Genomic DNA, 12,941 nt, shown 5'->3' on the forward strand with positions numbered 1-12,941 from the left:
AGGACAAGTTATTTTATGGGGTACAAGGATTTTGATAGAGGTAAAAAAAAGAAGGGTAACCTGAAAAATCTATTGAGAATAATAGCCTTTTTTTGTATAATTACATTAATTTACTGGGTTTCAAATTTGTATTTAAAAATAGAAAGTATCGAAATCACTGGAAATCACAATATTAAAGCCGAAATTATTGAAGAAAAATTATCCTACCTGAAAGAGAAGAACCTTTTAACTATCAGACCAAGACTAATCGAAAAAAGTTTAATAAATTCCCTCCCCTTAGAAGAGGCAAGGATATCGGTTAAATTTCCAAATACTGTTTTGGTGAAAATCAAAGAAAGAAATATTGCAGCGGCGTTGCCTTTCAATTCGGATTTTCTACTTCTGGATGTTATGGGAAATGTTATTAAGATAGATTCGGATATAAAAAACTATTCGGTTCCTATCATAACGGGAATTACGGTAAAACAGGCTGAAATAGGAAGAATACCGACATTCCAGGAGGAACAGAGAGTATTTTCAAGCACTTTTGAGGTTCTAAAAGGAATTTTACCAATCCAGAATCAAATTGTAGAAATTCATGCCGAAAAAGCCGATGAAGGCACGAATTTTTTTATTTATACTGTAGATGGTATAAGAATTTGTTTTAATCAAAACAGGTTAAAGCAAAATAATTTAAAAAACCTGCCTAATATTTTAGAGGATATAAGAAAAAACAGCAGGGGTAGGGGGGAAATAGACCTGAATCAAGATATTCCCGTTTTTAGGCCCTATTAATTTTATTAATTTCTTTTTTAGGACTAAGGAGGAAAAGTTTGAATGAGAGAAAAGATAAGAGCAAATATTATGATTGCAATTATATGTTTCATTTTGGGTTTTATGCTCGTTACACAGTTTAGAAGCACCGAAAAAAGCGGTAGCGCCATTACTTCGCTTCAAAGGGTTCAGGAACTAACGGCACAACTGAAGAGTTTAATGGATGAGAAAGAAAAACTTCAGGGAGAAGTGAAGGAGCTTAGAAATAGACTCACCGAATATGAAAATTCGGCATCAAAGATAAGCGGTGTCACAGAAGCAATGAAAAAAGAACTTTTAAGGGCGAGGATGGTGGCGGGTCTGGTAGAGGGCTATGGACCGGGTATTACGATCACCTTAGATGATAGCAATGTTCCCAGGCAACCTGGAGAAGACCCAAATTTATTTTTGATTCACGATGAAGATATATTAAAAGTTGTAAATGAGTTGTTCGCCGCAGGGGCAGAAGCCGTATCGGTTAATGGGCAGAGGATAATAGCCACTACTGAAATAAGATGTGTTGGGCCTACAATTATTATTAATTCTATCAGAATGGCTCCGCCTTTCACTATTGATGCGATTGGGGATCCTGAATATCTTGAGAGTTCGATGAAAATGAGAGGTGGTATTATAGAATCCCTCCAGGTTTTTGGAATACAGGTCAGCATTAAGAAACAGGAAAAAATTTACATGCCTGCATATACAGGGCCAATCCAATTTAAATATTTTGTTCCGGAGAAAGCGGGTGAATAATGTGCTTCTACCTCTAATCGGATTATTACTGGGTATTATAATAGGACTTGTTTATCCCATTTATATTCCCGTTAATTATGCACCGTATGTTTCTATTGCCGTACTTGCTGCATTGGATTCGGTTTTTGGGGGGTTAAAGGCTGTAGGTGAAAATAATTTTGATGTATACGTATTTATTACCGGCTTCTTTACAAATGCTTTACTTGCCGGGTTCTTAGCTTATATTGGAGATAGACTTGGAATCCCAATATATTTGGCTGCTATTTTTGTATTTGGTGTACGTATATTCCAAAATTTAGCTATTATTCGTCGGGATTTCCTCAACAAATTTTTAAAAAATCAAAAATAATTTTTTATAAAAAAGGAAATTACGCATAAATGTGGAATAATTTTAATATGCCTTACCCAAAAAAGGGGAGGTGAAGGTTTGGCAAGAAATGAAATAATAACTGGAATTGATCTGGGAAGCTCTAAAGTGTGCTGTTTAGTTGCGGAAATAAATGAATCCGGAAATATGGATATTCTTGGATATGGTATTTCTCCATCCTCTTATTTGAAAAAAGGCAATGTGGTTAACATAGAAGGTTTGACCAGGTCGATTAACGATGCGGTTAATCAAGCTGAAACAATGGCCAACCTTAAAATTGAAGAAGCTGTGGTAGGACTTTCCTTGATGAACGTAGATATTTTAAGGAATAAAGGTGTTGTAGCAATACCCAAAAGTACCAGTGAAATTACCAATCAGGATGTAGAAAGGGTTATACAGGCTGCAAAAATTCTTGCAATTTCTCCCGACAGGGATGTGGTTCAGGTAATCCCGAGAGAATTTATAGTTGATGGTTGTGAGGGTATTAATGACCCTGTAGGGATGGTTGGGACAAGGCTTGAGGTTGATTCTTATATTGTAACGGCTCCGATAACCGTTATGCAAAATATTCACAAATGCTTTCAAAGAGCGGGTATTTTAATTAATAATATTTACTTAAAACCCTTTGCAGTAAAAAAAATACTATTATCCTGGGATGAAATTGAAATGGGAGTAGCTCTGATAGATGTAGGAGCTACAATTACCGAAATAGCAGTTTTTAAAGGAAACGATATAGTAAAATACGCTACATTGCCTGTAGGAGGAGATTATATTACAAACGATATTGCTGTTGGATTGAGGCTACCTTTTAATTATGCCGAAATCGTTAAAAGACGATATGCCTGTGCTCAGGAAAGCTTGGCTTCTGAAAAGCAGGAAATTGAAATTCAAAGCATAGGAGAAGTTTCTACAAGAAGGATTAACCAAAAAGAACTGGCTTCAATAATTGAACCCAGGGTTCATGAAATAATAAGCTTGATAAGAAAAGAGCTGGAATTTGATAATCAAAAGATTAACTTAGCTGCAGGAGGAGTAATAACTGGTAGCGGTTTGCTTCCCATAAAAGGCACGCTCGACCTGGCGCAAAAAATATTAGGTATGCCTCTAAGAGGCGGTAAAACTGAAATGTACGGCTATGATCAAACATTTACCGTTTGTTTGGGGCTTTTGAGCAGTGTTATTTCTTCTATTAATTTTAACAGGAAAATCATAGAAAAACAAAAACAAAGGGTTTCCTTTTTAGAAAGGGCCAAAAGGTTTTTAAGAGAATATTTTTAGCAGCTCAAGGGGGTAATAAAGTGCTAGAATTTGATGTACCTTTACAGCAGTTCGCAAATATAAAGGTTATTGGGATTGGTGGTGGCGGTAATAATGCCGTAAACAGAATGATTGACGCCGGTTTAAAAGGAGTAGAATTTATAGCAATTAATACCGATGCACAGGCACTTTATCTGTCAAAGGCTGACAAAAAAATACAAATTGGAGAAAAATTGACAAAAGGGCTCGGTGCAGGCGCAAATCCCGATATCGGTAGAAAAGCTGCAGAAGAGAGTAAGGCGGAAATCGAAGAAGCAATTAAAGGAGCTGACATGATATTTATTACCGCAGGCATGGGGGGAGGAACGGGCACGGGAGCAGCACCGATTGTCGCTGAAATTTCCAAAAATATGGGAATTTTAACGGTAGGAGTTGTAACAAAGCCCTTTACTTTTGAAGGAAGGCGCAGAATGGCTCATGCTGAAATGGGAATAAACAATTTAAAGGCATGTGTGGATACGCTTATTACTATACCGAACGACCGGCTTCTGTCAATTGCAGAAAAAAAGACTTCTATTCTGGAAGCCTTTAGAATAGCCGATGATATTTTAAGACAGGGTGTTCAGGGTATTTCGGACCTTATCGCTGTTCCGGGGTTGATAAATCTGGATTTTGCTGATGTCAGGACGATTATGATGGATACGGGTCTTGCGCACATGGGTATTGGCCGGGGAACCGGAGAGAACAGAGCTTTGGAGGCTGCAAAGCAGGCCGTATCAAGTCCTCTACTCGAGACTTCAATTGAAGGTGCAAAAGGAGTACTGTTAAATATTACGGGAAGCAGTAATTTGGGCATTTTAGAAGTAAATGAAGCTGCTGAATTTATTTCCGCAGCCGCTGATCCCGATGCTAATATTATTTTTGGTGCGGTAATCGATGAAAAATTACAGGATGAGATCAGGATAACGGTTATTGCCACGGGATTTGAACAAAAAGAAAAACTTCCAAAGCAGGAAGAAATAATAAATATTAATTTTGACGAAAGTGATCTTGAAATTCCTGCCTTCCTAAGACGGGGAAGAAAAAGATAAAAAAAGAGCGCATTATGCGCTCTTTTTTATTTTTTATTAATATAAAACGACATTTTTCTTTATTGTTTGTTGATAAAATTTATCATAAATACCTGAAAAAATGAATATATATTTTTTATAGCCGGGTAGTGAAAAAATGGTTATTTATATTGATGTTGTTTTTTTTATAAATTTGTTCATGAATTTCATAATTCTGTGGGCTACCTCCTTTGTCCTTCAAAAGAAAATTAAGTTCCGGAAAATGCTTTTCGGGGCTTTTATAGGTAATTTAGCCTTAATTGAAATGCTGTTACCGGAAAAAATAAATTATTTAGGGAAAATAGTAAAATTTTTACTACCTTTTGCCGTGGTGACAGCAAGTTTTAATCCACAAAGCAAATTAGAGTTTATTAGATTATTCTTAGTTTTTATTTTTATGTCCTTTTTAACAGGAGCAATTACCTTAGCTTTTTATTATCTTTTTAATTTGGACTATGTGTTTAGCTATCCTATTATAAATAATATTTCTATAAAATGGTGGTTATTACTATTATCTGCTATATTCATTGTCTTATTTTTAAAAGAGATATGGCCTAATTTTTTAAAAAAAGTGAATAAAGAAGATATGATCCTGGATATTCAATATGCTTTAAATAATAAGAGTGGAAAGGCAAAAGCATTACTGGATACTGGACATGAATTAAAAGAACCGATAGATGGGCTTTTGGTAGTAATTATTGAATTAGAAAAAATTAAAGACATTTTAGAACGTAAAGACTTTGATATAATAAAAAAATTTTATATAAATCCGGATTATAATTGTTTGGTAAATAATATTAGTGATGAAATAAAAAAGAGATTGAGGATAATTCCCTATAAATCCATCGGTAATATGAACGGTATTCTAATTGGTATAAAGATAGATTTTTTGAAAATTAACTTTAAAGGGAAAACCTCAATTTTAGAAAATGTTATCCTGGGATTGTTTGAAGGGACACTTTCACCCGATGGTAGTTACAGAGCATTAATTAATTACGATTTTATATGAATGAAAATATTAATCAATTCAGGGGGGAGATTTGTGTTTAAAATAATAATAGATTTTTTTAAAAAGCACATTTATAGTATCAGGATTTTTATCAAGAGAAAACTCTTAAGATTTTTTAAAAAACCGATTTATTATATCTCCGGAGCAGATACTTTGCCACCACCTTTAACATTGGAGGAAGAAGCTCAACTGTTAAAAAAATTGGAAGAAGGAGATTTTTCGGTAAGAAATGTATTAATTGAGAGAAATTTAAGATTGGTAGTCTATATTGCGCGAAAATTTGAAAACACTTATTGTCCCATTGAGGACCTGATATCCATCGGAACCATTGGGCTTATTAAAGCGATAAACACCTACGACCCAACAAAAAGGATTAAGCTTGCCACCTATGCCTCTAAATGTATTGAGAATGAAATTTTGATGTATTTGAGAAGGAATAATAAAAATACAGTGGAAGTTTCCATTGATGAACCTTTAAATACCGATTGGGATGGAAATGAATTGTTGCTTTCGGACATTCTTGGTACAGACGGTGAAATAATATATAAAAGCATTGAAGAGGATGTGGAAAAGGAATTGTTAGGAATTGCCCTGAAAAAGTTACCCAAAAGAGAGCGATCCATAATGGAGCTCAGGTACGGGTTAAACGGAGGAAAAGAAAAAACGCAGAAAGAAGTAGCAGAAATTCTGGGAATCTCTCAATCGTATATATCCAGATTGGAGAAAAGAATAATAAAGAGGTTAAAAAGGGAAATCGTAAGGATGATGTAAAAATTTTTAAAATGCATAAAAACTTCCCCCACTGGCAAGAATTAAAATAAGAGAGTGGAAAGTTAGGGGGAAGTTTTATGAGTTTAAATAAAGTGGAAATATGCGGGGTGAATACATCCAAGCTTCCGGTTTTATCTAACAGCAAAATGAAAGAACTCTTTTTAAAAGCTAAAAATGGGGATAAAGACGCAAGAGAAAAATTAATTTACGGGAATTTAAGGTTGGTGTTGAGTGTAATCCAAAGGTTTACTAATAGAGGAGAATATGTGGATGATTTATTTCAGGTGGGTTGTATTGGGCTTATGAAGGCAATAGATAATTTTGATTTAAGCCAAAATGTTAAATTTTCCACCTATGCAGTTCCCATGATTATCGGTGAAATCAGGAGATATTTAAGGGATAACAACCCAATCCGGGTAAGCCGGTCTTTGCGGGATGTAGCGTACAAGGCTTTGCAAATCAGGGATAATCTTGTAAATAAAAATTCCAGAGAGCCCTCCATTAATGAAATAGCAGAAGAAATGGAAGTTCCCCGGGAAGAAATAGTTTTAGCTCTGGATGCAATACAGGAACCCGTTTCTCTTTTTGAACCAATTTATCACGATGGAGGGGATCCCATATTTGTAATGGATCAAATCAGCGATGATAAAAATAACGATGAAAATTGGTTGAAAAGTATTGCTATAAAAGAGGCTATGCAGAAGTTAAATGAGCGGGAGAAAATGATTTTAATGATGAGGTTTTTTGAAGGTAAAACTCAAATGGAAGTGGCTCAGGAAATAGGAATCTCCCAGGCTCAAGTATCAAGGCTTGAAAAATCCGCTCTAAAACATATGAGAAAGTACATTTAAAAGAGGTGAGAAAGTTGCTGAAAAGATTAATAGCATTGGTACTGATAATGCTTATTTTCGTATTGTATTATTTAATACCAAAATCCATTGTGGCCTATAACACAAATAATTTGAATTTTGATAATACCTCAAAGACAAAGGTAGTAATGCAAATAAAAGAAGAATGAAAAGCCTCCTTTAAAAGGCTTTTTATTTTTTCTCATTTTATAAAAAATGGTTTAATAAAATATTTATTAGAACTTAGAAAAAATGGAGGGAATTATATGTTAAAAGCTACCGATTTGAGGCAAAAGGAGGTAATAAATATTTTTGATGGTAAAAAAATGGGGTTTATTATGGATATAGATATTGATACGGACTACGGGAAGATAAAATCTATTGTATTGCCCGGGGTTTCCAGAGGGTTCAATTTATTTTTGAGGAGTGAAGAAATTGAAATACCCTGGGAAAAGGTAAAAAAAATAGGAGAGGATGTAATACTTGTAGAATATCAGGATACATTAAAAAAAGGATTATAAGGCTTTAAAAGCCTTTTTATTTTTTGTATTAATGATTATAATTGAAATGAAAGCAATAAGGGGGAATAAGTATTGCGCTGGGAAATAAAAAAGAAATTACAGCAACTTAGAGATTCGGAGCTTCCTTTAATTCAGATTAAAGAGTATGGTTCTGCTTTGGTGAATTTTGCCCTGGTTTTTCCGAATACCTATAATATCGGCATGACGAATCTGGGATTTCATTCTATATACCGGGAAGTAAATAAAAGAAAAGATTCTCTATGCCATAGGGCTTTTTTCTTCGGTAAGGGATTCAAACCTTATACCATTGAAGCGCAAAAGGAAATTTCTTCATATGATATTATAGGTTTTTCTATATCTTATGAGATGGATTATATAAATATCCTTGAGGTATTAAAGGAATCAAATATCCCTTTACTTGCCCGGGATAGGGATTTTCCATTAGTTATGGCAGGAGGGCCTGCCGTTACATTTAATCCGGAACCTTTATCACTTTTTTTTGATTTTTTTGTTATTGGTGAAGGGGAAGAGGTAATTCATGAAATAATGGAAGTATTGGAGAATAATAAAGGAGCAAAAAAAAATGACATATTAGAAATGCTTTCTCAAATAGAAGGGGTATACGTTCCGTTACTTTATCAAAAGGATAGAGGCAGGGTAAAGAAGCGCTATTTGAGGAATCTTAATGATTTTTTTACGGAAACCGCGGTATTTACAGAGAATAACGAGTTTAAGGATATGTTTTTGATTGAGATTTCCCGCGGTTGCGGTAGGAACTGTAGGTTCTGTATGGCCGGATACTGCTACAGAGTTCCGAGGATAAGGGATTTAGAAATTGTCCTGAAAAGGGCGGAGTTTGCCAAAAAATTTACCGACAAAGTGGGTCTTGTAGGAGCGGCGGTATCGGATTACCCGGATATTGAAAGACTTTCCCGGGAATTGATGAAAAGGAATATTAAGTTTTCTGTTTCCTCTCTAAGGGCTGATTCCCTGGTTTCTCCTCTCCTCGAGGGACTTTCTTTCAGCAATCATAAAACTCTCACCGTTGCGCCTGAGGCTGGATCGGAAAGGCTTAGGAAGATTATAAATAAAGGAATAGGAGAGGAGGACATTTATAAAGCGGCAGAGGGAGCATTTAAATTCGGAATTAAAAATCTGAAACTTTATTATATGGTAGGTATCCCTACCGAGAAAGATTCTGATATAGATGAGATGATAGTTTTTTTAAAAAATCTGAAATACTTTATGATAAATATCGGGAACAAAACCGGGGAACTTACAGTCAGCATTAATCCTTTTATACCCAAACCTTTTACTCCCTTCCAATGGTTTGGTATGGAAAAAGAAAATATATTGGAAGAAAGGATAAAAAGGATAAAAAGCACTTTAAAACCCTCGGGGATAAAGGTAATAAATGAAAGCCCGAGATTATCCGTAATACAAGCATCCTTAGCAAGAGGAGACAGGGAGAGCGGGAATTTGATTTTAAAAGCCCACCAAAGAGGAGGCAAAACTTCGGACTTTAAAAACATTGATATTAACGGAAAAGATATATATTTTTATGCCTATAGAAATTTAGATTTATACGAGGAACTACCGTGGGATATAATTAACATGGGATTCGATGAGGAGTTACTAAAAAGAGAATATAAAAAGGCTTTGAAAGGAGAAAGTACGAGCCCCTGCACAAAAGAAAAATGTAAATTATGTATGATCTGTGAAAAATGATTTTACGGGTGGTGCAAAAAATGACTTTTGAATTAAGAGAAAGGAATGGGATAAAGTTTTTTATTATTCCAGCCTTTGAATCTACGGGGATTGTAAGACACGGTTTTTCAGCAAAACCTTTAGATTTTGCTATTAAAAAGCAGGATAAAAGAAATGAAGCCATCTTGAATTTTAGAGAGTTCTGTAAAATATTAGGGGTTAACCATGAAAACCTTGTGTTATCTGATCAAATTCACGATGATAAAGTATATTATGCAAAAGAAGAAGATAGGGGAAAAGGAATTTTTAAGGACTCGGATATTAAGGGACAGGATGCCCTTATTACGGATAGAAAAAATGTCGCTCTTGTTACATTTTATGCGGATTGCGTTCCGCTATTTTTCCTGGATAAAGAAAAACCTGCAATTGGTCTTGCCCATTCTGGATGGCGGGGGACTGCAAAAAGGGTAGGGGAAAAAACAATTTTGAAAATGGTAGAATATTTTAGAACAAACCCGGAAAATCTTTTAGCCGGGATAGGGCCGTGTATTGGAAGATGCTGTTTTGAGGTAGATGAGCCAGTGATAGATGTCTTTAGAAAGGAAAATTTCAATTGCGAGGATTTTACCTTATATAAAGGCAAAGGAAAATGGATGATGGACCTTACTCTGGCAAATAAAATCATCCTTATGGAAGCAGGGGTAAAAGAAAAAAACATTATAGAAAGTGGTTATTGTACTTTTTGTAATCAGGATTTATTATTCTCCTATAGAAGAGAAAAAGAAAAGGCGGGCAGCCTTGTTGCCATTATAGAATTGGTTTGACAAGGGGGAAAATTATGGCCAATGAAAAAATATTGATAGTAGACGATGAGCCCAATATATTGGAACTTTTAAAATTTAATTTAGAAAACAATGGATTTAAAGTAATTAAAGCTTTAAACGGTGAACAAGCATTAGAATTGATAAAATTAGAAAAACCGGATTTAATTCTTTTGGATGTTATGCTTCCGGGAATAGATGGATATGAATTATGTAAAATTCTAAGAAGAAAAACCGATACTTCAGAAATACCTATAATATTAATTACAGCAAAAAACGAAGAAATAGACAGAATTTTGGGCTTAGAAATTGGAGCTGATGATTATATTACAAAACCTTTCAGCGTGAGGGAATTGGTTGCAAGGGTGAAGGCCGTACTTCGCAGGGTGGAAAAAAAGGATAAGGGAGAAAATACGATAAGGATTTCGGATATTTGTATAGAAGTTGATAAATTTGAAGTTACCGTAGATGGAAGGAAAATTGATCTAACACCAAAAGAATTTGAACTGTTAAAACTTTTTGCCCAAAACCCGGGCAGGGTTTTTTCAAGGGATTATTTACTGGAAAGAATCTGGGGGTATGATTACTTAGGGGATACGAGAACCGTAGATGTGCATATAAGGCATTTAAGGCAAAAATTAGGAGATGAACAGGATGAACCTAAATATATAGAAACGATTAGAGGAATAGGATATAAGTTCAAGGAAAAGTGAATTTTGGGGAAGGTGCCTTAAATGCTTGATAAAAAAATAAAATTCTTTTTCATTTTTGAAGGTATTGTTACACTTTTTTTAGCCCTTGATATTATATTATTATCTTTACAAGGCATACTGAAAGTTTTTGCAAAATTTAATTTTTTGCCATGGATTGTTATTGGGAAATTAATCCTGGTAATTGTAAATATTTACGTTTTATTTAATGCTTATTTTCGGGCAAAAGAAAAGCTTATTTTTCCCGTACGAAAGATCACGAAAATATTACAAAACTTTGCTCTGGGGAACTTTGAAAGAACAATTCATTATTCGTGGTCAAACGAAATGGGTGATTTGAGCAATGCTGTCAACAGGCTAGGAAAGAGATTCCGGCAGTTGACTGAGGAATATTCGTTTTTAAAGGAAAACTTTTATCAACTTTTAGATTGTATTGAAGAAGGTGTCCTTTTTCTTTACGGCAATACAAAAATATTTTTTTTAAATAAAAGAGCTACCGAATTGTTAGGAATCCCTTTAGAAAAAATTACCGGAAAGAGCTTATTGAGTGTTATAAGGAATTACGAAATAATAAAGGAAACGGAAGAAGCTTTAAGGGATGGGAAAATTAGGGAGCTGAATTTGAGTTATTTAATAAAGGAAGGTACCTATAAGGTATTAATTATTCCGGTTAAAGAGAATTTAAAAATAATAAACTGCGTAATATTAATTAAAGATTTAACTTATGTAAAAAATATGGAGAAAGTAAAAACCGAGCTTATAGCGAATATTTCCCATGAACTTAAAACTCCCATAACCTCAATCAAAGGGTTTATTGAAACATTGCTGGATGGAGCATTCAAAGACGAAGAAATAACATTGAGATTTTTGAATATTATCGATTTTGAGATAGGTAGGCTTTACAGGCTTATTGTAGATTTAATAAATCTTTCTGAAATTGAATCGGGGCATTTAAAGATTAAAAATGAAAAATTAAAATTGGAGGAAGTTTTTGAAGAAATAAATTTGATTTTTAAGAAACGTTTTGAAGAGAAAAATTTGGAATTTAGTTATAAAAGTTCGATAAGTGAAATGATTAGTGACAGAGACAAATTAATGCAGATATTGATTAACCTGGTAGACAATGCTATAAAATACACTCCCGAAGGGGGTAAAATATGGATAGAATCGGGAGGGCAAAATGGAGAAGTAATAATAAAAGTTTGTGATACCGGAATTGGAATACCCGAGGAGCATATAGGGAGGATTTTTGAAAGGTTTTATAGGGTTGACAAGGCCCGTAGCCGTGAAAGCGGAGGAAGTGGATTAGGCCTTGCTATTGTAAAAAATTTAGCAGGAGCCCTGGGAGCAGAGATAAAGGTGGAGAGCAGGTTGAATCAAGGAACTAAATTTATTATTACCTTTAAAAGTTAATCACAAAAAATTAACAAATTGTAAAATTGTATTTAACATGCTTTTAATAAAATAAAAATAATTAATTTACTGCTCGAGGGGGAGATTAAAATAGAAGATAAAATAATAACAGAAAATCTAAATTTTTATTACGGAAATTATCAAGCTTTAAGAGATATAAACTTGACGATAAAAGATAAAAAGGTAACCGCTTTGATAGGACCATCAGGATGCGGTAAATCCACATTTTTAAGGACTTTAAACAGGATGAACGACTTAATTGAAGGATCGAGGGTGTCGGGTAAGATCATATTGGATGGGAGAAATATTTATGAGCCCGGCGTGGATGTGGTGGAATTGAGGAAAAAGGTGGGAATGGTATTTCAAAAGCCAAATCCTTTTCCCATGTCTATTTACGATAATGTGGCTTACGGTCCTCGAATTCATGGAATAAAAGATAAGACAAAACTTGATGAAATTGTGGAAAAAAGTCTAAAAGCAGCGGCTTTATGGGATGAGGTTAAGGATAGGCTAAAAAGTTCTGCTCTGGGTCTATCGGGGGGACAACAGCAGAGACTTTGCATTGCAAGGGTTTTAGCTGTGGAACCTGATGTAATTTTAATGGATGAACCCTGTTCCGCCCTGGATCCTATTTCTACAATGAAAATAGAAGAACTGATTATAGATTTAAAAGAAAAATACACTATTGTTATCGTTACCCATAACATGCAGCAGGCAGGAAGGGTATCGGATTTTACGGCATTTTTCTTAAACGGAGAATTAGTAGAGTACGGAATAACGGAAGAAGTCTTTTATAACCCTAAGAATAAAAAAACTGAAGATTATATAACGGGGCGTTTTGGATAATAAAGATAGGAGGGAAA

The 12,941-nt window shown here is 34.4% G+C and carries 15 protein-coding genes; all 15 read left to right on the forward strand.

Annotated features, from left to right (window positions below):
- Nucleotides 1–15 precede the first annotated feature (15 nt).
- The 15 genes from ATZ99_RS04635 to pstB all read left to right on the forward strand — a co-directional run bounded on the left by ATZ99_RS04635 (nt 16) and on the right by pstB (nt 12,924).
- Entirely contained in the window at nt 16–774 is a 759-nt protein-coding gene (locus ATZ99_RS04635) for a cell division protein FtsQ/DivIB (protein WP_068748079.1), read from the forward strand.
- Nucleotides 775–816: 42 nt separating this feature from the next.
- Complete coding sequence (locus tag ATZ99_RS04640; RefSeq protein ID WP_068748080.1) at nt 817–1,545, forward strand: DUF881 domain-containing protein; 729 nt, start codon at nt 817–819, stop codon at nt 1,543–1,545.
- Between the two features lies 1 nt (nt 1,546).
- The gene (locus ATZ99_RS04645) at nt 1,547–1,894 is read left to right on the forward strand and encodes a DUF1290 domain-containing protein (RefSeq protein ID WP_068748202.1); all 348 of its coding nucleotides are present in this window, start codon (nt 1,547–1,549) and stop codon (nt 1,892–1,894) included.
- Nucleotides 1,895–1,972: 78 nt separating this feature from the next.
- Nucleotides 1,973–3,190 (forward strand): cell division protein FtsA, encoded by a 1,218-nt coding sequence (ftsA, locus tag ATZ99_RS04650; protein ID WP_068748081.1) that lies wholly within the window; start codon nt 1,973–1,975, stop codon nt 3,188–3,190.
- Between the two features lie 20 nt (nt 3,191–3,210).
- Complete coding sequence (gene ftsZ / locus ATZ99_RS04655; RefSeq protein WP_068748082.1) at nt 3,211–4,260, forward strand: cell division protein FtsZ; 1,050 nt, start codon at nt 3,211–3,213, stop codon at nt 4,258–4,260.
- 136 nt (nt 4,261–4,396) lie between these two features.
- Complete coding sequence (locus tag ATZ99_RS04660; RefSeq protein WP_068748083.1) at nt 4,397–5,287, forward strand: sigma-E processing peptidase SpoIIGA; 891 nt, start codon at nt 4,397–4,399, stop codon at nt 5,285–5,287.
- 48 nt (nt 5,288–5,335) lie between these two features.
- The gene (sigE, locus tag ATZ99_RS04665; protein ID WP_068748203.1) at nt 5,336–6,058 is read left to right on the forward strand and encodes an RNA polymerase sporulation sigma factor SigE; all 723 of its coding nucleotides are present in this window, start codon (nt 5,336–5,338) and stop codon (nt 6,056–6,058) included.
- Nucleotides 6,059–6,135: 77 nt separating this feature from the next.
- Nucleotides 6,136–6,909 carry an RNA polymerase sporulation sigma factor SigG gene (sigG, locus tag ATZ99_RS04670; RefSeq protein WP_068748084.1) on the forward strand — a complete coding sequence of 258 codons (774 nt, stop codon included), beginning with the start codon at nt 6,136–6,138 and terminating at the stop codon, nt 6,907–6,909.
- Between the two features lie 14 nt (nt 6,910–6,923).
- The gene (locus ATZ99_RS11830; RefSeq protein ID WP_157074715.1) at nt 6,924–7,076 is read left to right on the forward strand and encodes a hypothetical protein; all 153 of its coding nucleotides are present in this window, start codon (nt 6,924–6,926) and stop codon (nt 7,074–7,076) included.
- 96 nt (nt 7,077–7,172) lie between these two features.
- Nucleotides 7,173–7,427 (forward strand): YlmC/YmxH family sporulation protein, encoded by a 255-nt coding sequence (locus ATZ99_RS04675; RefSeq protein WP_068748085.1) that lies wholly within the window; start codon nt 7,173–7,175, stop codon nt 7,425–7,427.
- 72 nt (nt 7,428–7,499) lie between these two features.
- Nucleotides 7,500–9,155: a radical SAM protein gene (locus ATZ99_RS04680; RefSeq protein WP_068748086.1), complete on the forward strand. Its 1,656-nt coding sequence runs from the start codon at nt 7,500–7,502 to the stop codon at nt 9,153–9,155.
- Between the two features lie 20 nt (nt 9,156–9,175).
- Nucleotides 9,176–9,958, forward strand: a complete 783-nt coding sequence (gene pgeF, locus ATZ99_RS04685; RefSeq protein WP_068748087.1) for a peptidoglycan editing factor PgeF — start codon at nt 9,176–9,178, stop codon at nt 9,956–9,958.
- 14 nt (nt 9,959–9,972) lie between these two features.
- Nucleotides 9,973–10,668, forward strand: a complete 696-nt coding sequence (locus tag ATZ99_RS04690) for a winged helix-turn-helix domain-containing protein (RefSeq protein WP_068748088.1) — start codon at nt 9,973–9,975, stop codon at nt 10,666–10,668.
- 21 nt (nt 10,669–10,689) lie between these two features.
- Nucleotides 10,690–12,078 carry a sensor histidine kinase gene (locus ATZ99_RS04695; RefSeq protein WP_068748089.1) on the forward strand — a complete coding sequence of 463 codons (1,389 nt, stop codon included), beginning with the start codon at nt 10,690–10,692 and terminating at the stop codon, nt 12,076–12,078.
- A gap of 102 nt (nt 12,079–12,180) precedes the next feature.
- Nucleotides 12,181–12,924 carry a phosphate ABC transporter ATP-binding protein PstB gene (pstB, locus tag ATZ99_RS04700; protein ID WP_342669111.1) on the forward strand — a complete coding sequence of 248 codons (744 nt, stop codon included), beginning with the start codon at nt 12,181–12,183 and terminating at the stop codon, nt 12,922–12,924.
- Nucleotides 12,925–12,941: the final 17 nt, after the last annotated feature.

This window comes from Thermovenabulum gondwanense, assembly GCF_001601575.1.
GTDB lineage: Bacteria > Bacillota > Thermosediminibacteria > Thermosediminibacterales > Thermosediminibacteraceae > Thermovenabulum > Thermovenabulum gondwanense.